The following is a 26,480-nucleotide window of genomic DNA, read 5'->3' as shown; positions in this document are numbered from 1 at the left end:
GTGAACGAGCATGAGTGAGCCGGGCGTCGATTTGCCGGAGACGATCGTTGAGCTGCGGGACCTGTCCTTCGCGTACCCGCAGACGCCGGTGCTGGAGGATGTCAATTTCACGATCGCGCGGGGGGATTACGTATGCATGGTCGGCCCCAATGGTGGCGGCAAGACGACGCTGCTGCGGTTGATCCTCGGGCTGTTGACGCCGACGCGCGGCACGGTGCGCGTCTTCGGGCAGACGCCGGTCGAGGCGCGGCAGCGCATCGGCTACATGCCGCAGCACGCGCAGCTCGACCCGCAGTTTCCGGTGCGGGCGCAGGACGTGGTGCTCATGGGGCGGCTGCGCGGGGGGCGTTGGGGACCGCTGGATTGGTTGGACAAGGCCAAGGCACGTGAAGCGCTGGCGGAGGTCGGGCTGGCGCCGCTGGCGATGCGACCGTTTGCGGCACTGTCGGGCGGACAGCGGCAGCGCGTGCTCATCGCGCGGGCGCTCGTCAGCGAGCCGGAGCTGCTGCTCATGGACGAGCCGACCGCGAACCTTGACCCGCTGGTGCAGGACGAGATGCACGAGCTGCTGCACGAGCTGAATCGGCGCCTGACCATCGTGCTGGTTTCGCACGACGTCGGCTTCGTGACGCAGCACGTGAAGAGCGTGGTGTGCGTGAACCGCACGGTGCTCGTGCATTCCGCCAGTGAGATCACGGGCGATTCGATTCGTGAGCTGTATGGGCATGACGTGCGCATGGTGCAGCACAGACACTCGCACCCGCACTCGCATTAGGGTGGCGGTCGATGGAATTCGTCCGGGCCGTGCATGAATACGGGTTTCTGCAGGTCGCCTTGCTGACCGGGCTGCTGGCCAGCGTGGCCTGCGGCGTGATCGGCAGCTACGTCGTCGTGCGCCGCATCACGTATCTGGCGGGCGGGATCGCGCACTGCGTGCTGGGCGGGCTCGGCGCGGCACGGTACTGCTCCGTGGTGTATGGCTGGACGTGGCTGCATCCGCTGATGGGGGCCGTCGCGGCGGCGCTGCTGGCGGCGGTCATCATCGGCGTCGTCAGCCTGCGCGGCCGGCAGCGCGAGGACACGGTGATCGGGGCGCTGTGGGCGATCGGCATGGCCATCGGCGTGCTGTTCATCGCGCGCACGCCCGGCTACCAGATCGACCTGATGAACTACCTGTTCGGCAACGTGCTGATGGTCAGTCGCGGCGAGCTGTGGCTGCTGGCCGCGCTGGATGTGCTGATCGTCGGCATTGGCCTGGTCTTCTATCACCCGTTCCTCGCCGTGTGCTTTGACGAGGAATTCGCGCGGCTGCGCGGCATTCGCGTGGAGTTCTATTACATCCTGCTGTTGTGCCTGACCGCGCTCACGGTCGTGCTGCTGGTCAGCGTGGTCGGCATCGTGATGGTGATCGCGCTGCTCACGCTGCCGGTCGCGATCGCCGGGCACTTCTGCAAGACGCTCTGGCAGCTCATGGTGGCGTCGGCGGTGCTCAGCGCCCTGTTCACGACCAGCGGCCTGGCGCTGAGCTACTCGCCGGATCTGCCGGCGGGCGCCACGACGATTCTGCTCGCCGGAGTGGTCTACATCCTGTTTGTGCTGGGGGCGCAGGTGCTGCGGCTGCGAAGGGCGCACGCGAATCTATAGGGCGGGCACTGCCCACTAACAGAAGCGACGAAGAAGGCGTTGCCTCCCTTATCACCTTATCACGTCATCACTTTGTCAATGCGCCACGGCCTGGCTGCGCCAGACCGCGCAATCCCGGCCTAGTAGCTCGGATTCGTGACCACGCCCTCGTCACTCAGTAGTACGCACAGGTTGGGGTCCGCCAGCACGGCGGCGACCGTGGTCTCGACGCCGTTGACGATCATCGTCTGGCTCACGAGCCGGATGCCGTGGCTGTAGTCGACGTACCAGTCCACGTGCCCGAGATACAACGGCTGGATCGGCACGCCGTTGAGCTGGTGCCAGCCGTAGATCGCGACCTTGCCCGGATTGCTGGCGAGCAGCGGTGTGATCACCACGTCCTTCTTGATGCCGCCGACGAGCAGGCCCAGCGGCTGACCGGCCCGCTGGTCCTCGATGATCTGATGGTGCCGGTAGAACGTGGTCGCGAGCATGATGTCAACCGTCGCCGGACTGATCGGCACGGGGGCGAGCTTGACGGTGGCCGCGGAGTAGATGGCATTGACCATCTTGCGCGTCGGCAGGAGACACTCGAACGCGTCCGCGATCGGCTGCGCGATGAGCGGCGTCATCGGGATGCGCGCGAAGTCGTCGTCGCGGCCGATACACAGGTAATCGGGCATGACGTAGAACGTCGCGTTGACGGTGTTGCCGCCAATGACCGCGCTGACGTTTACCGGGACGAACGTGCGCAGGAAGCCGGGGATGTTGCCGCCGGTGATTTCATCCTGCACGCGCACCTCGCGGGCCGTCTGCGTGAGCGTGGCGGCTTCGGCCATGAACTGGCTGCCGAGCGGTGCGCCGGTCGCACGCGGCGGGATGGCGCCGAGCGTGGCTTCCGGCTGAAACGCCGCGAAATCGCGCAGGTCGATGCTCTGATCGCTGTCGAAGTCAAACGCGGCCAGGCACGCCGACATGCAGTTCGGTGCGTTCGGGATCGGCGGGACTCCCGGCCCGCCGAGACAGTCCGCATCGATCGCAAAGTCGTCGAAATCCACGTCGCCATCGACGTCGAAATCGCCGAATGGGATCGTCTCGCATTCATCGGGTCGGCCGTCGGCATTGCAGTCCAGGCTCGTGCCGCTGCTCAGGTCGATGTCATCCGGCGTATTGTTCTCGTTGCAGTCGGGCCCCTCGACGCGGACATTGTCGAAAATCACGAAGTTGTCCGCCGCCGGATTGGCGATGGAGGCATACGTGTCCATGTAGCCGAGCATGAGATTGCCGGTCGTGAGCGTCGTGTCGTAGCGGAACGCGACGAGCATGCCGTTCAGGCGCCACTCGATGGCCCCGGCGCGCTGGCTGATCTCGACCTCCACCCAGTGCTTGCCGGGTGCGCCGGCCGTCTCGTACGTCGGGCTGGGGAACAGCGTCTGGTAGAACGCGGCCGTGTGGTTGCGGCTGCCGGCCGCGTAGCCGCCGGGGGTCACCGCGAACAGCGACGCGTTGCGGTAGGCGCGGTAATCGTCCGCGTCGCCGCCCTCGCCGCTGCATGCGAACCAGAAGCCGTCGCTGTTGGCGTTGTTCGCCCAGACGACCTGCGTGCCGGCGTGGTCGATCCCGAACGTGGCGAACTCCGTGGAGCCGGTGCCGCCGCCGGCGCCGCCGTTGTAGTTCATCCACATGTCGAACTTCAGCACGCGGCTCCCGGCGAGCACGACGCCGATGGGGTAGGCGCTGACAGCATCCGCGGCCGGCGTGGCGTCGTTGTTGTTGACGGTGAAGTGCAGGCCGATCGTCGTGCCGCCGGCGGAGTTCGGTGCCGGGGGGATGCCGCGCGTGCTGTAGTCGAAGGCGAAGTCGGCCGTGTAGTCGCCGGCGTGGGTGAAGAGCACCCAGTTGCCGGCGGAATTGCCCGCGTCGAAGTCATCGGTGAACAAGGCCACCTGGGCCCGCGCGGGAGCGCAAGCGGTGAGGCAGATCGCGAGCAGGCTGGCCAGGATGGACATGGTGTTCGAAGATCGCGTCGCTGTAGTCGAATCCATGGGGCTTGCACCCTCCAAAACGGGTGGATGATTCAACTCCAGTGTCGCGAATTCAGGCTGGCGATTCAAGCGCCGATCCGGCAATTGCCTGGCGGCCGCGTGCCGTCACTGGCCTTGGCCCAGCACGACGACCTGCGGTGGCTGATAACGGTTGCGATCGTTCACCGCGCGGAGGAGTTGGCGGCCGGCATCTTCGACCGCGGCGCGGGCCGTCGGGAGGATCATCCGCACGTCGCGCTCGTACTGGTCCGCCAGGTCGAGCAGCTTGCGCTCGCGCATCTCGGCCAGGAGCTGCGCCACCGCCCCGCGCTCGGCTTCCGTCTCAGCCAAATCCACGGACTGCTGCAGCAGGCTCCGGTTGAGGTCCGCGACGAGTGCGCCGCCCGCGGCCTGGGCTGCCGCCTGGCGCTGCTGGGCCAGTTCGGCCCGCGCCCGGGCGAGCAGCTCCTCCTGCTCGAGAACTTCCTGCTGCGCGACCCGCCCCGCCTCATGCTGCTCCCGTATCCGCGCGAGGGCGCTCTCGCGGAGTTGCGCAACCTTGGTGAGCTCCGTCACGGCGGCATTGGTCTCCACGTTCTCGCCGATTTCCCTGCCCAGGCGGGCGATCTGCTCGCCCAGGGCCGTCTGCCGGGCGCGTTGCGACACCAGCCTGAGATCGAGATCACGCAGCCGTATCTCCAGCTCAGTCTGCTCTTCCGCAAGGCGCTCTCGATTGAGGTCCCCGCAGCCGGCCGCCTCAAGGAGTTCCTGCTGGCGCGCCTGCAAGTCCTTCAGACGTTGCTGCGCCTCCGCACTTGCCTGCTCGCTCGCCGCAACCGCGTCGTTCAGGCGCTGCGCCTCGCGTCCTCCCGCGTCCTGCATGGCCCTCTGCAGCTCCCGGGTCAACCCCACCAGCAGTTGCTGTACCTGTTGCGCGCACTCCGTCCGCGTCGCGCGGCCTTCGTGGCAGGCGCGGATCTGGATGTTGAGGGCCGAACTCGCCCGGTCGCCTTCAATCAGCGAAGGGCCCGCGGACAAGACGCGCACATCATAGGACCGTTCCCAACCGGGCGCGAGCCCTTTGATGTCCCGGGCCGCAGCCTGCATCACCGCCGTGCTGCTCAGCAGCGCCTGGACCAGGTCGGGATTCGTTTGCATCGACCCGTGCATGGACGTGATCCGCACGACCGCGCTCGCGGATTCATACGCGGCCGGCGCCGTGGTCGGCTCGTCCGCGCGGGCCGCCGTCGAGATGAGCAGCCATCCGATCAATCCCCAGATCCGCCAAGTCTGCCTCATGATATCTCTCCTTGCCTTGTCTCGATTTCAGTCAGTCGCTCCCGTGCCCGTGCGGCCCAGAGGCTCGTCGGGAACAGCCGCAGCACTTCGCGGTAGCTCTCTGCCGCCTGTTGCGGCAGCTTGAAATCGCGATACAGCCGGTCGCCCTGCTGGAAGATGATGCCCGCCGCTTGCTCCACCGCACTCCGCGACTGCTGCACCGGGTCCGGCTGGGCCGCCACGGCGCGCAGCGCGGCGAGCCGTGCGTGACGGGCCTCCAGCTCGCGCGTCCGCCGGGCGACCGCACTCCGCCAGTCGGCCTCGGCCCGGAGCTGCGCGGCCTGCGCGGCGAGCGCGGCCGTGTCCACGGGGCCCGCCGTGACGCGTGCGCGTCCGCGCCACGTCGGCAGCGTCAGCCCCGCAGCCAGCAACACTGCCGCGGCGGCGGAACCGATCGCCAGCCGCCGGCGGCGCTGGGCCTCTGCCCGCCGAACCACCCGCGCCGCCAGATCGGCGGGCGCCGCCGGCGGTTCGCCGGCATGGTTGTCGGTTTCACGCAGCAGTTTCTCGAATGGGTCGGAAGGCATACGTCATTCCTGCACAAGCGGGCCCAGCGTCGCGCGCAACGCGGCCCGCGCCCGGTTCAAACGCACGTCCACCACGTTCGGCGAACGGCCGACGATCACCGCGATCTCCGGCGTAGTCAGCCCCTCGAGATAACGCAGCACAATCACCTCGCGATAGTGCCGCGGCAGGTCCGCGATGCTGCGGCGAACTCGGGCGCGCATCTCGGCATCCGCCGTGGGACCGCTTGACCGCGCCGGCAGAGCTTCGGTCGCGCTCCAGAACCGCAGCCGCAGAAACCGCCTTCGCCGCTGCCGGCGACACTGATTGACCGCGATGCGGTACAGCCAGGTGGCCGGCCGTGCCTGGCCGCGGAACTTCGCCAGGTTCTTGAACGCCGTCAGAAACACGTCCTGCACCACGTCCTGCACGTCCGCACGCCGCCAGCCCAGCAGGCGCCAGACCAGGGCTGTGATTCGATCCTGCTGCTGCGCAACGAGTTGCGCGAAAGTCACCGGTCCGCGCTGCGCATTGTCGGTCGCGCGGGCCACGTCGTCCGCGGCGGGCGCTGCCGCCATCGTGCTGCGCGGGTCATCCGGCATAGCCACCCTCATTAGAGCCGGCACCAGCGGGAAACTTACACGATTTCCGCCGATTCTGCGGCCCGGGTTGACACGTCTCCGCGGTTCCGTTGTAGTGCGTATCCGGCGCCTGGGCATTGGGCAGCGCCGGCTCGAAACGGAACTCCGGCATCTCTCCGCCACTTGTACGCAGATCGTCGGCTGCGGCAGCACCCGCAAGGCGTCGGTCGGCGAGTCACACGGCGGGGCGGGGCGCCGATGCCGCTCCGAGGCACATCCGCGTCATGAAGGAGGCAGGGCAGTGATCAAGTTTGGTCCCGGAAATCTGCGCATTCCGAAGTTCCAGAAGCCGGTTTACATCGTGGCCGGCGGCCTCACCGACTTCCGCAAACGCTACCCCGAGAAGAACACCTGCGAGCTGTGCACCGAGGCCCTGCGGATGGCCGTTGAGGAGAACAACCTCAAGGTTGATCCCGAGCAGTATCGCCGGATGGTGAACTGGGTCGTCTACTCCCAGTTCGCCGACCACTTCGGCGATCAACTGCTCGCGGCCGCCAAGATTCACGACTACCTCGGCTTCGATCCGCTCGGCAACGTCGAGATCAAGACCGGCGGGGCCACCGGCGGGTCGGCGGTGCTGGCCGCGGCGCAGGCGGTGGCGTCGGGCTATGCCAACTGCGTGCCGGTCGTCGGGTGGGAGCGGATGGACGAGGTCTCGACGAAGGTCGGCAACTCGTACATCGCTTCCGCGGCATGCAAGGATTTCGAGAGCGAGCTGGGCTGGATGTACGCCGCGTACTACGCGCTGATGGCGAAGCGCTACCAGTACGAGAACAACGTTCCACACGAGACGCTGGCCAAGATCGCGTGCAAGAACCACCTCTATGCGTACTATTCGCCCTTCGCGCAGAACCCGGGCAAGTACACGGTCACGGATGTGCTCAAGAACGAGATCGTCTCCGACCCGCTGACGTTCCTCGAATGCTGTGTGATGAGCGTTGGCGCGGCGGTGCTGCTGCTCGCCGACGAGGAAACCGCGTACAAGCTCACCGACCGTCCGATTCAGCTCAAGGCCATCTGCGGCGGCTCGCACACGCTGCGCACCGCGGACCGGCGGCACATGCCGATCCTGCTGCTGCCGAATGAGACCGAGGCGACCTACCAGGAGTACTTCACGCACAAGCGCACCGAGTGGCCGGGCTTCAGCTCGTTCCTGGCGGCGCGGATGGCGGCGTACCTGGCGTACAACATGGCCGGCATCAAAGACCCCGTGCAGGACTTCGATATCCTCGAGACGCACGACGCCTTCACCATCAGCGACGTGCAGACCTACGAAGACATCGGGTTGCGACCGTACGGCCGCGGCCGCGAGTTCATCGAGTCCGGCGAGGCGTACTTTGAGGGCAAGCTGCCGACGAACCTGTCCGGCGGCCTGATCGGAACGATGCACGCCGTCGGCGCGACCGGGATCTTCCAGATTGTCGAGCTGCTCTGGCAACTCCAGGGCAAGTACGACCAGTTCCACGGCGATCCGCAGATGTGGACGCGCTATGGCAAGCACAAGCCGGCGGACTGGAAGAGCCTGCAGGTGCAGAAGGCGAAGCGCGGCTGCGCGATCAGCCACGCCGGCACCGGCAGCCACGTGACCTGCGCGATTCTCGAGAAGCCGTAAGCGGCGGCATGACAAGGTGACAAGGTATCAAGGTGACAAGTGGAGCCACACGGTGCGACCGGCGCGGGCCTGCGATGCGAAGCCCGTGGTCGCTGCGTGGCCCGGTTGCCTGATGACCGATCTTTGCGGGACGAAAGGACAAGACAATGGCGATTGAGTGGCCTACCCGGGCGGCGGAAGTGCTCAATGACGAGCCGCTCGTGATCAAGAACGAGAAGTTCTGGTACCACATTCACAGCTACGGCGGCTGGGGCAAGTTCTTCAAGGGCTTGCAGGAAAAGAAGATCCTGGCGACGCGCTGCACGAATGCGCAGTGCGGCGAGAAGCGCCTGTGGCTGCCGCCGCGGACGAACTGCCCGGACTGCTGGCACGCCATGGAATGGGTCGAAGCGCCGCAGACCGGCACCATCTACACGTTCTCCACGGTGACATACCCCGGCGAGCTGTTCCGCCTGGGGCCCGGCACGCCGCTGATCAGTGTCGAGCTGGCCGGCGTATGCACGAAGCTGATGGGCTGGCTGAAAGATGGTAAGCCGGAGTTCGGGATGAAAGTGAAGGCGGTCTTCAACACGCAGAAGCCGACGCACACGATTCTCGATCTGGCCTGGGTGCCGGCGTAACCAGGAGCCACGCAGGCATAGAGGCACGCAGGCACGCAGGGACGGAGGCAGAGCCCCGAGCGCCAGCGAGCGGGTCCGCGCAGCGCGAAGGCATTCGAGCCCGAAGCGCCAACGAGGGCCCGCCAAGGCATGCAGGCACGACGAGAAGCCGCGCAGCGACAGAGCCCGCGCAGCGGGCGTTTGGTCGTAGCCCAGGGCGCCCCACTTTCTCCCTTCTTTCTTGGACGAGCCCCGCCGGGGCGAGCAGCGGGCGCGCTGCGCGGCCCCCGGCGCGGCCGCTTGGGATTCGGTTGTCGTTGCTTCGTTGTTTTTCCTCTCTGCCTCCGTGCCTTTGGGGGCCCTCGCTGGCGCTTCGGGCTTGGATTGGGCGGCGGGCACAAGGACCCGTTGCCGCCGCTTCGGCTTCTGATGGGACGTGGCTTGACACTGTGTGCGGCGCGGGCTAGTTTCGCGCTGCCGATTTGTGCGAGGAGTGTATGGAAGTCCGCATGGACTTGGCGCAGATTCGGATCTCCGAATCGCACGACCACCAGGTCATCGTCTTGCGCGAGCGGAACGGGGCCCGGCTGCTGCAGATCGTCATCGGCCTGACCGAGGCGCTGGCGATCGACCGGCGCGTCAAGGGCGTGCAACTGCAACGCCCCATGACCCATGACCTGCTGGCCAACGTGATCGAGACGCTCGACGGCGAGCTCGAGAAGATCGTTGTCAACGATCTCCAGGAGCATACCTTCTACGCCAAGTTGGTCATCCGGCACGGCGGCGAGCTGGTCGAGGTGGACAGCCGGCCGTCCGACGCGATCGCGCTGGGTGTCGCCAACGAGGTGCCGATTTACGTCGAGGACCACGTGCTCGACGAGGCTGCGTCGCAGTAGCGGTGCGGGGTGTAACGGGACAAGTGGCGTGAAGCGAACACGTGCCGGGACTGTCGGTCGCTGGCTGAGCGTGGCTGGGCTGCTGGTTGGCCTGGGCGCGACGGGTGGCTGCACATGGATGTCGTACCTCGGCACGGACACGCGCGGCAGCGAGCACGGGCGGACGTATTTCGTCGGCGGGGCGGGCGGGATCGGCAACGCGGTGGGCACGGTGGACGTGCCGAAGGGGCTGCGCGAAGCGCGCTACAAGGGCTCGATCGAGGTGTTCGCGTGGCAAGCCGTGCTCGGCGGCACGCTGCGCGACCTGGTGGACCGGGACCGCAACGAGGGCCAGGCCCGCCGGCTTGCCGCGCGGATCGAAGAATACATGGATGCGTACCCGGGCCGGCGGGTGAACATCGTGGCGCTGTCGGCGGGGACGGGCATCGCCACGTGGGCGCTGGAGGCGTTGCCGAAAGAGCGGAGCGTGGGGACCGTTGTGTTCCTGGGCAGTGCGCTGTCGCGCAACTACGACCTGAGCGCGGCCATGCAGAAGATCGATGGGCATCTGTACTGCTTCTACTCGGCGGATGATCCGCTGCTGCGCTATGGGTTGCCGATCACGGGCTCGGTCGATCGGAAGGACGGGGAGACCTCGGCCGCCGGTCTGTACGGCTTCACGCTGCCGGCGAAGGCGGACAACGCGAAGCGCGACTGGTACCGGAGCAAGCTGCGGAACCGCCCGTACAAGTCGGAGTACGCGGCGTACGGATACTACGGCCTGCACGCGGACAGCACGTCGCCGCAGTTCATCGCGAAGGTGGTGTATCCGCTGCTGTGCGAGGAGCTACCCGGGGGACAGCGCACGCGCGCGGCACGTTAGGAGCTGCGTGCACTGCGCGGTGCCGTAACGGGGGCGGGCCCGTAGCGGCACTGCTCGAGAGCAGTGGCACGCGGACCGCAAAGCAGAGCTTCACTCTTCTCCAGGACAGCGAAGCGGAGCTCTGCTCTCCCCGGCCGCAGCGCTATCCTGCCGCCATTGCGCGGTTGACCGCAATTCCGCCGGCCGGATAATGGGCGGTGGGGCGCGAATGGCCGGGCCGGGCTCGGCGCGAGGTGGCTATGGAAGACATCACCCAACATGTGATCGAGCTGATCAACTCCACGTCCACGGACCTGTCGCCGGACATCGAGCAGGCAGTCACCGCGGCGCTGGGGCGCGAGGCGGCGGGATCGGCGGCGCACGGGGCCTTGCAGACCATCCTGGAAAACGTGCGCATGTCGCGTGAGAAGGGTCGCCCGATCTGCCAGGATACGGGTACGCCGAACTTCTACGTGTGGTACCCGGTTGGCTGGTCGCAGCGGGCCATGCGAACGCAGATCGAAGCCGCCGTGCGGGCCGCGACGCAGCAGGCGTTCCTGCGGCCGAACGCGGTCGCGGCGTTGTCGGGCAAGAACTCGGGCGACAACGTCGGCATCGATTTCCCGACGATCCACTTCGACGAGTGGGAGCACGACTACCTGCGCATCGGGCTGATGCTCAAGGGCGGCGGGTCGGAGAACTGTGGCGTCACGTACAGCGTGCCGTCGCCGGAGTTTGCCGCCAGTCGCGACATCAAGGGCGTGCGGAAAGCCGTTCTCGACGCGGCCAACAAGGCGCAGGGTTTTGGCTGTGCGCCGGGCATCCTCGGCGTGGGCATCGGCGGCGACCGCGCGACCGGGGTGATCAAGGCGAAGGAGCAGCTCTTCCGCCCGCTGGGCGACAGCAATCCGAACCCGGAGCTTGACGCGCTCGAAAAGCAGCTCCTGCGCGAGATCAACGAGCTCGGCATCGGGCCGATGGGCTTCGGCGGCAAGACGACGGTGCTGGCGGTGAAAATGGCCGAGTTGCATCGGTTGCCGGCGAGCTTCTTCGTGTCGATCGCGTACATGTGCTGGGCGGATCGGCGGAAGCTCATGACCGTCAGGAACGGGAAGGTGGAGATTACAGCACCGACGTAGGGCGTGACCCAGCCGCACTGTGAAGGCGCCCGCGAGCGACAAGGTGACAAAGTAACAAGGTAACAAAGTGAGCGTTGGTGGCGATCTGACGTGCTGCGGGCGAGGTAACGGTGTTGAGGCCAGACGGGCCCCCGTTGTTACTTTGTTACCTGCGCACCTTGTTACGTTTCATGCAGAGGCTATGCGATGGCGACGAAGCTGAGCGTTCCGATCAGTGAGAAGGATATCCGCGCCTTGAAGATTGGCGACCAGGTGCTGCTGTCCGGCGTGATCTTCACCGGGCGGGACGCGGCGCATAAGTACATGAAGGAGAGCTTCATCGCCGGCCCGTGCCCGCCGAGCGAGCGCGCCGTCTATGACGTGCTGAAGCCGGGGCTCGCGGGCGGGGTGATCTACCACTGCGGGCCGGTCGTGCGGCGGGTGGGGCAGGCCTCTGGTCTGCCAGAAAAGTATGAATTCGTCGCCGCCGGTCCGACGACGAGCATTCGCGAAGAGCCGTACCAGGCGGACGTGATCGAGCATTTCGGCTTGCGCGCGGTGATCGGCAAGGGTGGAATGGGGGCGAAGACGCTGGCGGGTTGCCAGAAGTTCGGGGCGGTGTACCTGCACGCGATCGGCGGGGCGGCGACGCTCATCGCCGAGAGCGTGAAAGAGGTGCTCGCGGTGCACAAGCTGGACTTCGGCGTGCCGGAGGCGTTCTGGCAGATTCGCGTCGAGGACTTCCCGTGCGTGGTGACGATGGACAGCCACGGGCAGAGCCTGCACGACCAGGTGCAGGCGCAGTCGGATGCAAAGCTCCGCGCGCTGCTGACGAAGTAGGAGCACCACGAAGGCGCGAAGACACCAAGGGGGTGCGGATGTGACCGGCGCCGCGGCGTTCTGCGAACAGGAGCGGCCTGATGTGCGCGGATAATCCCACACCTGTGCTTCCGCCCGTCTTGCCGGGGCCGATCACGGAACGCAACGGGGAGAGCTGGCTGCGGGATGAAATCCACGAGGGCGGGGCTACCGCGGCGCTGTGGCTGGGGATTGCGAGCCTGCCGTTGCTGGTAGTCTGGCCGTTCTTCGTTGACATCTTCCGACTGGCGCCCGTCGTTGTGGGTGGACTCGCGGTGATTGTCGGCGTGTGGAGCGCCGTGCTCGCGATCTGGCGCCCAAAGACATACGACGGCAAGTGGCGGGCGCTGATCGGCGCGGGACTGGGGTTGTTCTCTACGATCGCTTTCTGGCCGCTGGTCAGCTCCTTTCTGTTCGGGCAGATACTGCCTGTGTGCCGCGCTAATCTAAGAGCTATTGGTCACGCATTGCGTGATTATTACGATGACAACGGTACATATCCGCCAGACCTGACACCGCTATTCGAGCAGGGGTTCGTGACCGAGATGCAGTTGCACTGTCCGTTCTCGTCGTCGGTGGCTGGGCCCGGGAATACAGACTACCTGTACGTCTCGGGCTTGAGTCGCCAAGACCCGTGGAACTGGATCCTGGCGTACGACCGGCCGACGAATCACGAAGACGGCGATTGTTGTGTGCTGTACGTCGGCGGCGAGGTCAAGCACTTCTCGGCGGCGGAGTTTGCACGTGAGTTGGAGCGATTCCGGGAGGCGTACGAACGCGCGCGGGGACAGCCGCCGACCATCGTCGATGGTGCGGCTTCGCCGTCGCCATAGTGCGTGGTTCGCCGGGGCATCCGTAGGGAGCACCACCAAGGCACACGGCACAATCATCGTTCGGCAGGTGTCAGGCACGATTCTTCTCCTCCCGGCGGCGCTCGCGCGGGGCCGATTGGGGGCACTTCACAGATGCAGACCCTCTGCCCATCAGGATAACAACGGAGTCCCGGCGTTCAAAACGCGTTTGCCAGCGGGTCACGGCCAACCCTCCCCCTGCCCCCTCCCTGGAAGGGAGGGGAGTTGGCCGGGTACGCCGGTGTCACACGAATCAGAGCCCCGAGCGCCAACGAGCGGGTTGCGGGAGACGTGTGCATGTCCCAGCACGCATCGCGCTGCGTGGGCCCGGCGCTGCCGCGTGGGGTTCCGACTTCCTCGCTCCGTCGCTTCCCTTCGTGGCTTCCGGCCCTACGGCCGGAATAGCCTCTGCACCAGCGCGAGGTCCGCCAGGTCCACGTCCGCGTCCTCGTCGCTGTCGCCCGCGATGCACAGGTGCCCCGCCGCGTACGTCACGCCCGGCCCGCGCAGGCAGTACAGCAGCGGCCCGATGTCCGCCCACGTCACGTGGCCGTCGCCGTTGAAATCGGCCACCAGGTAGCACTCGCCGATCTTCGCCGCGATCAGGTCCCAGAGCTCGGTCCGCGCACCGTCGTAGTTCAGCGCCCACATCCCCACGCCCTGGAGCCCGTGATCCAGCGCGAGGTCATACTTCAACCCCAGGCTCGTCGCGTTGTCGAACCACACCTGGTGCCACGTCGAGCCGTCCAGCCAGCGATACCACGGCGTCTGCGACGTCGCGTCCCACAACACCCCGTATGTCTGCGAATTCGGCTCGTCGTTGTAGAAGCGCGTCGAGCTGATGAAGTCCAGCACCGTCGCGCGCGGCGCGGACGACACCGTCGTCCAGTGATGCCCGTAGTATGGCACGCCCAGGATCAGCTTCTCTGGGCAGTTCTGCGTGACCACGCCATACTGCGTCAGCACCGTGTTCGTGATGTTGTACGTGCCGCCGGTCAGCGGCGCATTCGGCCCGGACGTCGTGCTCCAGCTCCCCCAGAACGCATAGCCCATGATGAAGATGCCGTCGCAGCCGTTGGCGATGCCGAGCAGGTTCCAGTTGCCGCTCCAGTTCACCGCCGGCCCCGCGATCGTCACCTCGCTGCCCGGCACCTGCGCGTGGAAATACGCGGTCAGCTCGGCCATGAACGTGTGCATCTGCGTCTGCCAGCTCGTGCTGCCGCTGCCGCCCGGCTCGAAATCGATGTTCACGCCGTCCGCGGTGCCCTCCAGCATCTTGCTTTTCAGGTTCGCGAAAAACGCGTTCTTGTACGTCGTGTTGTTGATCAGCGTGTTAATCGCCGCGTTGTCGAACAGCGTGGCAACCAGAACCACCTTCACACCGTTCTCGTGTGCCGTGTTGATCAGCGCGGTCCACGGCCAGCCATGGTCGTTGCCGAGCGTGCCGTTGCTGTTCACCTCGACCGAGAAGCACGCGATGTGCGTCAGCCGGCCGTACTGCAGGTTCGCCGAGCTTTCCCAATAGGGCAGATAACCGAAGACCGTCGAGCACGGATACGACGTACCCGTCCGCGGCTGGAGCGGCACCGGCGTCTCGCCACGCGCGCCGATCAGGTCCGGCGACGTCGGCGTGTCGCGGTGGGCCTGCCAGGCGAGCTGGTGCAGACTTATCGGCTGTTGCTCACCCTCAGCCGGGGCACCGGCCGCCCCCAGGAACGCCACCGCCAGCACCACTGATCGTCGCATCATCTTACAGGTCACCTCGCACATCAGGCTCCATAATACGTTAGGCGCGTGCCACCGGCCGCTGCAACTGGATTCCGGCCCGGCAGCCACGTATCGCCTTGTGCGGACGCCCACCCCCATCATCGGCACGGCGACAATCGACCTGTCCCCTCGCCGCCGGTATTCTCTGTACCGGTCATCCACCCGGCGACGTGGTCTGCGTCGCCGCCGGCGTTCGAGATCCACCGACAGGAGCCCGCCATGCAATACCGCCCCCTTGGCCGCAGCGACCTCCAGGTCTCCGAAATCAGCCTCGGCTGCTGGACGCTCGGCGGCCTCAACTGGATCGACGGCGTCCCCAACGGCTGGGCCAACGTCGACGAGGACGAGGCCATCCGCGCCGTCCATGCCGCCCTCGACGCCGGCGTCAACCACTTCGACAACGCCGACTGCTACGGCAACGGCCGCGCCGAACGGCTGCTCGCCCGCGCGCTCGGCCCCCGCCGCCAGGACGTGCTCATCGTCAGCAAGGTCGGCCATTTCCCCGGCACGGCGGCGCACGCGTACGAGGCCCTGCACATCCGCCACCAGTGCGAGCAGTCCCTCCACAACCTGCAGACCGATGTGCTCGACATCTACTACTTCCACCACGGCGACTTCGGACCTGATGATCGCTATCTCGACGAGGCCATCGACGCCATGCAACGCTTGCAGCGCGAAGGCAAGATTCGGATCATCGGCCTGTCCGCGTACTCCGCCGCCGATTTCCAGCGCCTCGTCCCACGCATCCGCCCCACTGTCCTGCAAAGCTGGGCCCACCTGCTCGACGACCAGTTCATCCGACCCGGCGGCCCCGTGGCCGAGCTGCTCAAGACGCACGAGATGTCCTTCGTCGCGTTCAGCCCGCTCAGCCAGGGCCTGCTGCTCGGCAAGTACGACGCGAAAAAGCCGCCGCAATTCGAGCCCGGCGACTTCCGCGCGTCGCAGGAGCGCTTCTCCGCCGCCGGTATCGCGAAAGTCAACGGGCTGGTCGACCAGATCAAGACCCGCCATGGGGCGCGTACCGAGGACCTGGCGCGCGTCGCACTGCAATACGTCCTCGCCCACGAGCGCGTCGCGTGTGTCATCCCCGGCTTCCGCAACCGCGCGCAAGTCGCGTGCAACCTCGCGGCCGCCGGCCGCCCGCTGACGCTGCCGCAGGTCGCCGAGCTGCGCGCCCTGGCGGCGTCGCATGTGCGCACCTGAGCAGGCCTGCACCGCGTCCTCTTGCTGACGGCGCGCTGCATTGCGGTGTCGCCGCTCTTTTTCTGTTGTCCATGCCGCGCGTGCGATGTAGAATGCTCGTGGTTATCGGTCGGCACTGCCTGCGTGCTGCTGGCCGCATGACGACGGGACCCCAGGGGCGACGAAATCACGCCCGGCGTGTTGCGTGGCGGGGATATTGACGGTGGGGTCGGGCGGGACGGTCGCCACGTTGGCGGCGGCCGGTGCTGGAGGGCTATAACTGATTGAGGGCAACTCGCTTGCCGGCGCTCGCGGTGCGCGTCCGTCGCGGGCGTCGGAGCGCGGCCACGAGACGCGTGTTTGTCCCGGCGTCGTGGCAGAGCATGAGGCAGCGCGCGGCCGGCCGGCTGGGGATGCCGGCGCGGCTGGCGCGCAGAGCAAGGAGGATCGGCATGCGGCGTGTGTTGAGCGTGACGGCGACATTGCTGCTGGCGGTGACGGCCGCCCGGGCGAGCCCGTACTGGATCGAGTACGAGCCGGCCAACGGGCAGTTTCCGGAAGAGGAGGGTTGGGAGCGCGTCACCCGCTACGGCGGCGATCAGCGCTCGCTTGAAGACGGCTGGCTCATTATGGACGGAACCGCGAGCGTCGGCATTCAGGATTACTACGTGATGCCGATGAATGGCGGACTCGACCCCGAGGCAGGGGAGAGTTTTCTTCTGGAATGGCGCATCTTGGTTGAAGAGTTGGTCGGCTATTACGACCCGAGCGTGGCGGTGTTCTCCGACGATCAGTGGGCGGTCGGCTTCAAGCTCAGTCGCACTGAGATCCTGAGTTCTTTTGAGCCTGGAGTTGTTGCTGCCTTCGAGCCGGGTATTCCACACTCGTTCGCACTTGAGTCCGTGGACATGAGGAGCTACGTACTTTCAATCAATGGGGAGCCTGTCATCTACGGAGCATTCTGGGAGTCTCTCTACGAGTCCGACGTGAGGTGGGGTGATGGAGTCTACGGAGGGGCGAGTCTTGCGCGCTGGGATTACTTTCGATTCGGAGTGGTTCCGGAGTGTGACAGTCTCGTGTTGGGTGGAAGCCTGATGGCATTGTCGGTCCTCTCGCGGACCGGAACAAGGAGGATAATAGGGACAGCCACCTATTTCAGATAGCCGATCAGAGGGTCCGGGGGGCAGCAGGTCGAACAACTGATAACGGGCCTCAGCAACGGCGCACCGGTGCGCCCCCCGGGGGGGCCTTGCGCGCGAAAACGCGCCGGATGCGACGCAAGGCGCATACTGGCTCGCGGTCTACGACGCGCTGACGGAGTAACCCAGGCTCCACGATGCATTGCGGCGCGCGGTGCGCCACGCCCGCTGATAAAACCGATTGGCGGCGCCGGGCCAAACGGCTCGGCGCCGCCGCAGGTCGCGGAGCTGCGCGCCCTGGCGACCAAGGCCGCGTGTTAGGCCTGGCAAAGCCGGCCCGCACGAGACGAGGAACGCCAGCGCGGGTCGGCGACGTTGGCTTGCCGCCAGGCGCACCGCGCGCGTAGAATGCCCGCTGCAGGTTCGGCCGGTGGGAAAAACCGGGTCGCCGCGCGCTCGGCAGTGACACCATCGTCCTGCCACGCGGGAAACCTGGCATGGGTCGCATTCCCCGGCCGGAACCGGCGGGTCTGCGATCACCCGGTGGGTCGCGAGGGAGGCGAGGTCATGTCTCGAGGCACAACGCATCACAATCGTTTTCCGTGCATGATGGTGGGTTTCATAATGTTTGCGGCCGGCGCGCTCGGCGTTCTGCCGGGCGGCTGTCCCGGACCGGACGACGGAACGCCCGGCGCCTGCGTCGTCTTGTCAACTACCGACATCGTCACCGACACCACGCTTGCGGCGGGTTGCTACATCGTGGAGTCCAGCATCGACGTCTCCGACGGCGCCGTCCTGACGCTCGCCCCCGGCGTGACGCTCAAGTTCGCCCAGGGCACCAAGCTGACGGTCTGGAGCGACAGCGCGCTCGCGGCGCAAGGCACCGCCGACAACCCCATCGTGCTCACCGGCGCGGCGTCAACGCGGGGTTACTGGGACGGTGTGGAGTTCTACAGCTCGAACTCGAGTGACAACGCGCTGGAATACGTCACCATCGAGTACGGCGGCCAGGAGGACTACGCCAATCTCCTGCTGACGGGCACCAATTCACGTGTGTCCGTGCGCCATTGCACGCTCCGCGAAAGCGCGGGCTGCGGGTTCTATCTCAACGGGACCGCGGTCGTGACCGCCTTTGATCACAACACGATCACGCGGAACCAGACCGGCGCCGGCGACGTCACGGCTGAATGCCTCGGGGACCTGTCCGACACGAGCAGCTACACCGGCAACGACGTGGATTTCGTTCTGGTCCGCGGTGGTGACAGCCGCGCCGACGGGACCTGGCCCGCGCTCGATGTCCCCTACCTGATCGATGCATCGATCGACATCGTGCACAACATCACGCTCGCGGCCGGTGCGCGACTGACCTTCATGCAGGATGTGGGCATGACGGTCTGGCAAAACGCCTCCCTGGCGGCGATCGGGACGGCCGACCAGCCAATCGTGTTGACCGGCAATGACACGGTCCGGGGCTTCTGGGACGGCCTGGCGTTCTACAGCTCGAACTCGAGCGACAACGCGCTGGAATACGTCACGATCGAGTACGGCGGCCAGGAGGACTACGCCAATCTCCTGCTGACGGGCACCAATTCACGTGTGTCCGTGCGCCATTGCACGCTCCGCGAAAGCGCGGGCTGCGGGTTCTATCTCAACGGGACCGCGGTCGTGACCGCCTTTGATCACAACACGATCACGCGGAACCAGACCGGCGCCGGCGACGTCACGGCTGAATGCCTCGGGGACCTGTCCGACACGAGCAGCTACACCGGCAACGACGTGGATTTCGTCCTGGTCCGCGGTGGTGACAGCCGTGCCGACGGGACCTGGCCCGCGCTGGATGTCCCCTACCTGATCGATGCATCGATCGACATCGTGCACAACATCACGTTCGCGGCCGGTGCGCGACTGACCTTCATGCAGGATGTGGGCATGACGGTCTGGCAAAACGCCTCCCTGGCGGCGATCGGGACGGCCGACCAGCCGATCGTGCTGACGGGGCACACCCAGGTCCCGGGCTTCTGGGACGGACTGCAACTCTACGGCACCAATTCGGATCAGAATGTGCTGCAGTACGTCACCATCGAGTACGGCGGACAGGAGGATTACGCCAATCTCCTGCTGACGGGCACCAACCCAAGGGCGACGGTCCAGAACTGCACGTTCCAGCACAGTGCCGGCTGGGGCGTCTGGCTCGCCGGCAGCGCCGTGGTCAACAACGATCTGGCCACCGTGAACACCTTCAACGACAACGCCGCCGGTGACGTCTACCAGGAGCCCTGAGCGTCGCCGCCGCGCCGTCCTGTGGCGCGCTTGTAGCGCCCACCGGAGCCAGTACACTGGTCCATCGGGCGCATCGCGTGCGCAGCGCAGCACGGCCGCGGCCGGGCCTGCGTTCTTGCAGTCGCGCGCGGCGCCCCTTTCGCAGTGGCAGTCGGCGTCAGGATGGTGCTCTGATGAAGATGTGGATCGTGCTTCAACTGTCGGTGATCACCTTGTCCACCCTGTCTGCGTGCCGGAGCGGCGCGGAGCGCATCCTGGTCATCGCCCACCGCGGCGATTCGGCGGCGGCGCCGGAAAACACGCTGGCGGCATTCCGCGGGGCGGTCGCCAAGCACGCAGACTACGTCGAGCTGGACACGCGCGCGTCCGCCGACGGGACCCTCTATTGCCTACATGATGACACCGTGGACCGGACGACCAACGCGGTCGCGACGCTGGGCGGCGAGAAGATCAAATTCAGCCAGTTGACCGACCAGCAGATCGATACGCTGGACGCGGGCGCGTGGTTTGACGCCAGGTACACCGGCGAGCGGATTCCCCGGCTCGCTGATGCGCTCGCTGCGATCCAGGCTGACTCGCGGACCCTGCTTGAGCGCAAGGCCGGCTCGGCCGAGAGCCATGCCCGGATGCTGCGCGAGAAAAAACTGATCGGCAAGCTGATCGTGCAGAGCTTCGACTGGCAGTTCCTGGAGGAGTTGCACAAGCTGGAGCCGACGCAGCCGCTGGCGGTGCTCGGCGACAAGGCCTTCGATGAGAAACGCTGGGCGGGCCTGCCCGCCACCGGCGCTCAGATCGTGGCCTGGAAGCACTCCGATCTGAATGCCGACCTGATCGCCCAACTCCATGCCCGCGGCTACAAGGTCTTTGCCTGGACGGTCGATGAGCTGGCCGACTGGCAGCGCCTCGCCGCCGCCGGCATCGACGGGATCATCACGAATCGTCCCGGCGAACTCCGCCAGGCGATCCGAGAGGGGAAGCTCGCTAGCTGAGCCGCGCGCGGCCGTTGAGCCGCCACAAGTCGGCCGTGCTGGTGCTGATTGCGTCGCAACCCGCCGCGAGCAGCCGCTGTGCCAGCTCCGCCGTGCGAATCAGGCCGCCGGCGATACGCGGCACGGCAAGGTCGGCGAACTGCGGGAGGATTTCCAGGGCCGCCACTCCGGGGACGAGCTCGATCGCGTCGGGCTGCGCTTGCGCGACGATGTGCAGCCCCCGCTCGACCGCCCGGCTGTCCTGCAGGAACAGCAACAGGATCGAGCGGAGCCCCTGCTTGCGGGCCGCGGCCACGAGATGCGGGCGCACCGTGATAATCCCGTCGATCTTCCCGAGCGCGGCCAGGTAACGCAGGCCGGCGTCGTCGCTGGTCAGCCCGGCTAGCAGGTCGATATGCAACATGATCGGCAGGTGGGCAAGCGGGCCGGCCTTGAACCATGCGAGGATGCGGGCCAGGTCCGACAACTCGCAGCCCTGCAGGAAGACCAAGCTGGCCTCGGCCACCACCGCCACGTCGGCATCCGTCTGCGCTACGACCGGAATGACGGGCTGTGTAAGCCACTTGCGAATGTCCTGCGCGCGGGGGCCTTTGCGCATGGTGTGCGTCCTGCTCTTGACTGGGGCCGGTTTCCGCCGATATGCTATTAATAACGCTGAGCTTGGGCCAGCGGTTTTGCACACGGGCCAGAGATCAAGAGAACGGCCCCTGCAAGCGATGAGCTTCTGCAGGGTTTTTTTTGCGCGCCGCACGGGCGCAAGCGAGGTCTCTTGTGGGCCGTTTCAAATCGATGATTCGCCATCTTGTGCATGTAAGCGGGAGGCTCGAGTCCCGCGCCAGCGGCGTTCCGCGCGCAGCGTTACAAGCCGCGACCGAGTCTCGCCCCACAGACCATCGATGACCACGCCACGAGGAGCCAACACGACGCACGCGGCCGTGCTCAACCAGCGCATCGCCGACGCGCTGCACCTGGTCAGCGACACGCGCGAGCTGCAGTTGGGCGAAGGCGTGATTGGCCGGGCCGCCGAGGTGTTCCAGCGCCAGTTCCCGAATTCACCGGCGGTCATTGTGGCGGACCGCAACGCGCTGGCCGCAGCCGGCCAACAGGTGCTGGCGCTGCTGAAGCAGGCCGGCGTGCCGACGACCGACCCCATCGTCTTCGACGAACCGGACCTGCCCGCGGAGTATCAGCACGTCGATCGCATCCAGGCGACATTGAGCGCGACCGGCGCGGTCCCGGTCGCGGTCGGGTCCGGCACGATCAATGACCTGACGAAACTGGCTGGGCATCTCTGTGGCCGGCCGTACCTGGTCGTGGCCACCGCCGCCTCAATGGACGGCTATACCGCGTGCGGCGCGTCGATCACCCGGTACGGCTCCAAGGAGACGTTCTGGTGCCCGGCACCCCGAGCAGTGATCGCCGACCTGGACGTAATCTGCCGCGCCCCAACCGAGCTCAACATCGCCGGCTATGCGGATCTCGTGGCGAAAACCACGGCCGGCGCGGATTGGATCCTCGCCGACGCGGCCGGCATCGAACCGATGGACCCACGGGCGTGGGAGCTGGTTCAGACCCATCTGCGCGAGTGGATCGGCGACCCAGCCGGCGTGCAACGGGGGCAACCGGCAGCGCTCCACGCGCTCACCGAGGGCCTGCTGATGAGCGGGCTGGCCATACAGCACAACCGGTCCAGCCGGCCGGCGTCCGGGGCCGAACACCAGTTCAGCCACCTGTGGGACATGGAGCAGCATCGTCACCAGGGGCGCGTTCCGTGGCACGGCTGCAAAGTCGGCATCGGGACGCTGGCGGTGACGCTGCTGTACGAGGAACTGCTGCGCTTCTCGCTCGAGCAGCTCGACATCCAGCGCGTGTGCGCGCAGCAGCCCGACCTGCCAGCCGTCCAACGATCGGTGTGCGAAACGCACACCCAGCCGGAACTGCGGGAAATCGCTCTGCGGGAGGTCGCAGCCAAGCACCGCGCTGGCCCGGCGCTGGAGGAAATGCTGTCTCGTCTCCGCGCGGCCTGGCCGCAACTGCGGACGCGTCTGCGGCAACAGTTGCTCGGCTTCAAGGAGCTGCACGCGCTGCTGCGGCGCGCCGGGGCCCCGTGCGAACCCGAGGCAATCAGCATTGACTGGCTGCGGCTGCGGCGCTCGTATCTTGCCGCGCAGCAGATTCGACGGCGCTTCACCGTGCTCGACCTGGCGGTGCTCACAGGGCTGTTGCCGGCATGCCTGGATCGGCTGTTCGCGCCGGTCGGGCCGTGGCGCGCTGGGCCCGGGTTGTCGCCAGAGGGAGGTCGCTGATGGCAGTCGTCGATCAACTGCGCTCGATTCGCCACGTCGCGCTCGACATGGATGGCACCATCTACAAGGACGGAACGCTCTTCGACTTCACGCCCGCGTTCCTGGCCACGCTGGCACGGCTGGGAATCGGCTACACGTTCCTCACCAACAACTCGTCCAAGAGCTGCCGGGATTACCTGTCGCACCTGCTCAAGCTGGGCATCGAAGCGACGGCTGACCAGCTCTACACATCGACGCTCTCAACCATCGATTGCCTGCGGCGCGAGTTCCCGGCCGTGCACCGCCTCTTTGTGCTGGGCACACCGAGCCTGCAGGCCGAGTTCGCCGAAGCGGGGTTTGAGCTGCTCCCCGACGATGAGGAGCCGCAGGCCGTGATCGTCGGCTTCGACACCACGCTCGCGTTCCCGCGCCTGTGCAAGGCCGCCTGGTGGATTCAGCGCGGCAAGCCCTTCATCGCTACGCATCCCGATCGCGTCTGCCCGACCGACCAGCCGACCGTGCTGGTGGACTGCGGGTCCGTCTGTGCCTGCCTGCAGGCAGCAACCGGCCAGGCCCCGACGACCGTGCTGGGCAAGCCCGATCCGCGCATGCTGACCGGCATCCTCGCGCGTCACGCGCTGCAACCCGCCCAGCTCGCGATGGTCGGCGACCGCCTCTACACCGACATGGCCATGGCCCGGCGGGCTGGCGCGCTCGGCGTGCTCGTGCTCACCGGCGAAGCGACGCGGGACGACGCCACCACCTGCCCGGAGCCGCCGGACCTCGTGCTCCGCAGCATTGAGCAACTGGGTGAGTTGCTCGTGACCGCACGGCAGGCCGGGGGCGCCCCATGAGCGACCAGCGCGTTACACGTGCGGACGTCGTCGCGGCCCTGACCGATGGGCCGTTCGATGTCCTGGTGGCGGGCGGCGGCATCGTCGGCGCCGGTGTCGCGCGCGATGCCGCGCTGCGCGGGCTGCGCGTGGCCCTGGTCGATCAGCACGACTTCGCGTTCGGGACCTCGAGCCGATCGAGCCGCTTGTTGCACGGCGGCTTGCGCTACCTGGCGCAGGGACGCCTCGGGCTGGTCCGCGAGGCGAGCGTCGAGAAGCGCATCGTGCACAACCTCGCCCCACAGATCTGCGCGCCGCTGCCCTTTGTGCTGCCCACCTATCGCGGCGCACCCTGGGCCGCCTGGGCCTTGTGGAAGCTCCGCATCGGCGTGCGCATCTATGACTGGCTGTGTAGCGGCCACAACTTTGGCCGCTCCGGCGACATGAATCCGGCACAGACCGCCGACCATCTTCCGGGCGTGCAGACCGCGAACCTGACCGGCGCGGTGCGCTACTTTGACGGTCTGACCAACGACGCACGCCTGACCATCGACACGGTCCGCTCGGCGGCCAAGGCCGGTGCCTGCGCGGTCAACTACTGCAAGCTGGAGGAAGCGGTCCGGGAGGCGGGCACCTGGCGCTGCGTGCTCACGGATCGCCTCAGCGGCCGGGAGCTGCGCGTCACCAGCCGGTCGGTGGTGAACGCGACCGGGCCGTGGGGGCAGCAGTTCGCGCAGCGCGGCATTCCGCTGCGATTGACCAAGGGTATTCACATGGTCATCGAGCGCGACCGCCTGCCCATCCCCGCAGCCGTGGTCATGACCGAGGGCAAGCGTATCCTCTTCGCAATTCCCTGGGGCGAGCGGGTCATCCTGGGCACCACCGATACCGACTACGCCGGCCCGCTTGAAGACGTGTTCGCGGACGCGGACGACATCGCCTACGTCCTGCAGGTCACCAACGAGTCCTTCCCCCCGGCGGCCCTGAGTGTCAACGACGTCGTCAGCACGTGGGCCGGCCTGCGACCGCTGATCGCCAACCCGCACGGGCGCCCCTCGGACATCTCGCGCTCGCACAAGATTCGCATGTCGCAGCCGGGCTGGTACGATGTCGCCGGCGGCAAGCTGACGACCTATCGCCTCATCGCCGAGCAAACCGTGGATCAACTGGAGCAGTATCTGGGACGCCGACGCACGCCCTGCTGCACGGCGCTGGTCCCCCTGCTCGAGCCGCCGGAGGTTGGCGAATGCAGCACGCTCGTGCCGGGTCCCGTCTCGGCCACGGCGGTCGAGTATTGTTGTCACCGCGAGTGGGCCATCCATCTGGACGACGTCATGATCCGCCGAACTGGCTGGCACCATTATCATCGCGACGCCGGCCGGATTGCCGCGCAGGTCGCGCAATGGATGGGAGCCTGCCTCGGCTGGAATGACGCCGAACGGGACGCCGAGCTCGCACGTTATCAGCGCCAGGTCGGCGCGTCCCGGCCGTCCCGCAGTGACCGTCCGCAACCTGCCGTCACGGGTGTACGTTCATGATCATCGCGGCCTGCCGTCGCTTTCTTGCTCCCGCCCCACACGTCGCGCGCCTGCCGGAATCCGAGGTCCGGCGGCAGTACCCGCGCTACCGCTGGCGGATCATGGAGGCAACGTTCATCGGCTACGCGATGTTCTACCTGGTCCGCAACAACCTCTCGCCGGTCGCCAAGGAAGTGCAGGCGGCGCTGAACTACGACAAGGACATGATCGGCACGATCATGGCGGCCACCGCGCTGAGCTACGGACTGGGCAAGTTCCTGCTCGGCGCCTTGTCCGATCGCAGCAACCCGCGCGTGTTCATGGCGTGCGGGCTCCTGCTCACGGCGATCTGCAACTTCGCCTTCGGCAGCGTTGCGAACTACTGGCTGCATCTGTCGCTCTGGACGCTGAACGGCTTCGTGCAGGGCATGGGCTGGCCGCCGTGCGGTCGCAGCATGGGGCACTGGTTCAGCGAGAAGGAGCGTGGCCTGACGTTCAGCATCTGGAACACGTCGCACAACATCGGCGGTGGTATCGCCGGCTATCTGGCCGCGTGGGCGACTCAACACAGTAGCCGCTGGGCCAATGAGCTGTGCGCCTGGGCAACCGGTCGTGGCTGGAGCACGGTGGCGGACATGGCCACGTGGCTGGGGGCACACGTCGGCGGCTGGCATTCCGCGTTCTTTTTCCCGGGCATCCTGGCGGCGATCGGGGCCGTGTACCTCTTCTGGAGATTGCGGGACACGCCGCAGTCGGTGGGCCTGCCGCCGATCGAGGAATACCGGAACGATTTCACGGAAGCGCAGCGGCAGCATGGCTTGCAGGAGCGTGAGCTGTCGTACCGGGAACTCCTGATCCACCACACGCTGGGCAACAAGTACATCTGGCTCCTGGCGTTCGCGAACTTCTTCGCCTATGTCGCGCGGTATTGCATGCTGGACTGGGGTCCGACGTACTTCCGGGAAGTCAAGGATGCGACTCTCTTGAAAGGCGGCATGGTCGTCCTGGTGACCGAGTTCGGCGGCATTGCCTCGACGATCCTGTTCGGGTGGTTCTCCGACCTGCTCGGCGGGCGGCGCGGCATGGTCTCCGTGCTGTGCATGATCCCGATTCTGGCGGCGTTCGTGGTAATCTGGCTGACGCCGGCCGGGTACTTCTGGCTGGACCTGACGATGCTCGGGGTTGTCGGGTTCTTCATCTATCCCGTGATCAATCTGGTCGTCATCCAGGCGCTGGACCTGACGTCCAAAAAGGCGATCGGCACGGCCGCCGGCTTCATCGGACTGTTCGGCTACCTGGGGCGGGCGGCGCAGGCGAAGGGGTTTGGCTGGCTGCTCGACAAGCTGCAGGCGGTCTACAGCGTTTCCGCCTCGTGGTCGATCGTGATCGCCGTGATCCTGCTGTGTACCCTGCTGGGCGTCATCCTGCTGGCCTTCACCTGGCGCCTGAAGCCGAAGGCGTAAAGCGGCAGCGACGAAGCCACGCAGCCGCATAGCGACGAAGCCACGGCGCGGGCGCGGGGGATCGAGGCATCGAGGGATCGAGGTCTGCGCCCGGAGGGCGCGCGATGGTTGCCAGGTGGC

The 26,480-nt window shown here is 66.7% G+C and carries 23 protein-coding genes; 17 read left to right on the top strand and 6 right to left on the bottom strand.

Going from position 1 to position 26,480, the window contains the following annotated elements; translation table 11 throughout:
* The first annotated feature begins 10 nt into the window (after nt 1-10).
* Nucleotides 11-775: an ABC transporter ATP-binding protein gene (locus KA383_11975; protein MBP7746838.1), complete on the top strand. Its 765-nt coding sequence runs from the start codon at nt 11-13 to the stop codon at nt 773-775.
* An 11-nt stretch (nt 776-786) separates the two neighbouring features.
* Entirely contained in the window at nt 787-1,644 is an 858-nt protein-coding gene (locus tag KA383_11970; GenBank protein ID MBP7746837.1) for a metal ABC transporter permease, read from the top strand.
* Nucleotides 1,645-1,763: 119 nt separating this feature from the next.
* Here the strand turns inward: KA383_11970 and KA383_11965 are convergent, their stop codons facing one another.
* The 4 genes from KA383_11965 to KA383_11950 form a co-directional block, all read right to left on the bottom strand.
* Nucleotides 1,764-3,668 (bottom strand): hypothetical protein, encoded by a 1,905-nt coding sequence (locus KA383_11965; GenBank protein ID MBP7746836.1) that lies wholly within the window; start codon nt 3,666-3,668, stop codon nt 1,764-1,766.
* Nucleotides 3,669-3,773: 105 nt separating this feature from the next.
* Nucleotides 3,774-4,946: a hypothetical protein gene (locus KA383_11960; protein MBP7746835.1), complete on the bottom strand. Its 1,173-nt coding sequence runs from the start codon at nt 4,944-4,946 to the stop codon at nt 3,774-3,776.
* A complete protein-coding gene (locus tag KA383_11955; protein MBP7746834.1) occupies nt 4,943-5,512 on the bottom strand; it encodes a hypothetical protein in 570 nt (189 codons plus the stop codon). The genes KA383_11960 and KA383_11955 overlap by 4 nt, the downstream gene beginning before the upstream one ends.
* A 3-nt stretch (nt 5,513-5,515) precedes the next feature.
* Nucleotides 5,516-6,091, bottom strand: a complete 576-nt coding sequence (locus KA383_11950) for an RNA polymerase sigma factor (protein ID MBP7746833.1) — start codon at nt 6,089-6,091, stop codon at nt 5,516-5,518.
* 280 nt (nt 6,092-6,371) lie between these two features.
* Here KA383_11950 and KA383_11945 point away from each other — a divergent pair, with 280 nt between their 5' ends.
* From KA383_11945 to KA383_11915, 7 genes are all read left to right on the top strand, one after another.
* A complete protein-coding gene (locus tag KA383_11945) occupies nt 6,372-7,742 on the top strand; it encodes a thiolase domain-containing protein (GenBank protein ID MBP7746832.1) in 1,371 nt (456 codons plus the stop codon).
* Between the two features lie 146 nt (nt 7,743-7,888).
* Nucleotides 7,889-8,362, top strand: a complete 474-nt coding sequence (locus KA383_11940) for an OB-fold domain-containing protein (GenBank protein ID MBP7746831.1) — start codon at nt 7,889-7,891, stop codon at nt 8,360-8,362.
* Between the two features lie 476 nt (nt 8,363-8,838).
* Nucleotides 8,839-9,237: a bifunctional nuclease family protein gene (locus KA383_11935; GenBank protein MBP7746830.1), complete on the top strand. Its 399-nt coding sequence runs from the start codon at nt 8,839-8,841 to the stop codon at nt 9,235-9,237.
* Between the two features lie 28 nt (nt 9,238-9,265).
* The gene (locus tag KA383_11930) at nt 9,266-10,099 is read left to right on the top strand and encodes a hypothetical protein (GenBank protein MBP7746829.1); all 834 of its coding nucleotides are present in this window, start codon (nt 9,266-9,268) and stop codon (nt 10,097-10,099) included.
* A 239-nt stretch (nt 10,100-10,338) separates the two neighbouring features.
* Nucleotides 10,339-11,217, top strand: a complete 879-nt coding sequence (locus KA383_11925; protein MBP7746828.1) for a fumarate hydratase — start codon at nt 10,339-10,341, stop codon at nt 11,215-11,217.
* A gap of 186 nt (nt 11,218-11,403) precedes the next feature.
* Complete coding sequence (locus KA383_11920) at nt 11,404-12,036, top strand: fumarate hydratase C-terminal domain-containing protein (GenBank protein ID MBP7746827.1); 633 nt, start codon at nt 11,404-11,406, stop codon at nt 12,034-12,036.
* An 80-nt stretch (nt 12,037-12,116) separates the two neighbouring features.
* Entirely contained in the window at nt 12,117-12,887 is a 771-nt protein-coding gene (locus KA383_11915; GenBank protein MBP7746826.1) for a hypothetical protein, read from the top strand.
* A gap of 408 nt (nt 12,888-13,295) precedes the next feature.
* Here KA383_11915 and KA383_11910 read toward each other — a convergent pair whose 3' ends face one another.
* On the bottom strand, nt 13,296-14,654 hold the full coding sequence (locus KA383_11910; protein MBP7746825.1) for a hypothetical protein: 1,359 nt from the start codon (nt 14,652-14,654) through the stop codon (nt 13,296-13,298).
* Nucleotides 14,655-14,891: 237 nt separating this feature from the next.
* On the opposite strand from KA383_11910, the gene KA383_11905 reads away from it, so the two are divergent.
* The 4 genes from KA383_11905 (at nt 14,892) to KA383_11890 (ending at nt 20,262) form a co-directional block, all read left to right on the top strand.
* The gene (locus tag KA383_11905) at nt 14,892-15,875 is read left to right on the top strand and encodes an aldo/keto reductase (protein MBP7746824.1); all 984 of its coding nucleotides are present in this window, start codon (nt 14,892-14,894) and stop codon (nt 15,873-15,875) included.
* 431 nt (nt 15,876-16,306) lie between these two features.
* Nucleotides 16,307-17,017: a hypothetical protein gene (locus KA383_11900; protein ID MBP7746823.1), complete on the top strand. Its 711-nt coding sequence runs from the start codon at nt 16,307-16,309 to the stop codon at nt 17,015-17,017.
* A 543-nt stretch (nt 17,018-17,560) separates the two neighbouring features.
* Nucleotides 17,561-19,273, top strand: coding sequence for a hypothetical protein (locus KA383_11895; protein MBP7746822.1), 1,713 nt, complete (start codon nt 17,561-17,563; stop codon nt 19,271-19,273).
* 173 nt (nt 19,274-19,446) lie between these two features.
* Nucleotides 19,447-20,262 (top strand): glycerophosphodiester phosphodiesterase, encoded by an 816-nt coding sequence (locus tag KA383_11890; GenBank protein MBP7746821.1) that lies wholly within the window; start codon nt 19,447-19,449, stop codon nt 20,260-20,262.
* On the opposite strand, the gene KA383_11885 is transcribed toward KA383_11890, so the two are convergent.
* Nucleotides 20,255-20,860 (bottom strand): glycerol-3-phosphate responsive antiterminator, encoded by a 606-nt coding sequence (locus tag KA383_11885; protein ID MBP7746820.1) that lies wholly within the window; start codon nt 20,858-20,860, stop codon nt 20,255-20,257. The two genes, KA383_11890 and KA383_11885, sit on opposite strands and share 8 nt — an antisense overlap.
* Nucleotides 20,861-21,158: 298 nt before the next feature.
* On the opposite strand from KA383_11885, the gene KA383_11880 reads away from it, so the two are divergent.
* The 4 genes from KA383_11880 to KA383_11865 are packed head-to-tail and all read left to right on the top strand — an operon-like array spanning nt 21,159 to nt 26,360.
* Nucleotides 21,159-22,568 carry a sn-glycerol-1-phosphate dehydrogenase gene (locus tag KA383_11880; protein MBP7746819.1) on the top strand — a complete coding sequence of 470 codons (1,410 nt, stop codon included), beginning with the start codon at nt 21,159-21,161 and terminating at the stop codon, nt 22,566-22,568.
* Nucleotides 22,568-23,401, top strand: coding sequence for an HAD-IIA family hydrolase (locus tag KA383_11875; GenBank protein ID MBP7746818.1), 834 nt, complete (start codon nt 22,568-22,570; stop codon nt 23,399-23,401). The genes KA383_11880 and KA383_11875 overlap by 1 nt, the downstream gene beginning before the upstream one ends.
* Complete coding sequence (locus KA383_11870; GenBank protein MBP7746817.1) at nt 23,398-24,918, top strand: glycerol-3-phosphate dehydrogenase/oxidase; 1,521 nt, start codon at nt 23,398-23,400, stop codon at nt 24,916-24,918. The genes KA383_11875 and KA383_11870 overlap by 4 nt, the downstream gene beginning before the upstream one ends.
* Complete coding sequence (locus tag KA383_11865) at nt 24,915-26,360, top strand: MFS transporter (protein MBP7746816.1); 1,446 nt, start codon at nt 24,915-24,917, stop codon at nt 26,358-26,360. The genes KA383_11870 and KA383_11865 overlap by 4 nt, the downstream gene beginning before the upstream one ends.
* The last annotated feature ends 120 nt before the right edge of the window (nt 26,361-26,480 follow it).

It is taken from the genome of Phycisphaerae bacterium (assembly GCA_017999985.1).
Lineage (GTDB): Bacteria > Planctomycetota > Phycisphaerae > UBA1845 > Fen-1342 > JAGNKU01.
The sequence above is the reverse complement of the archived record's forward strand: the minus strand, read 5'-3'. Positions and strand labels throughout refer to the sequence as shown.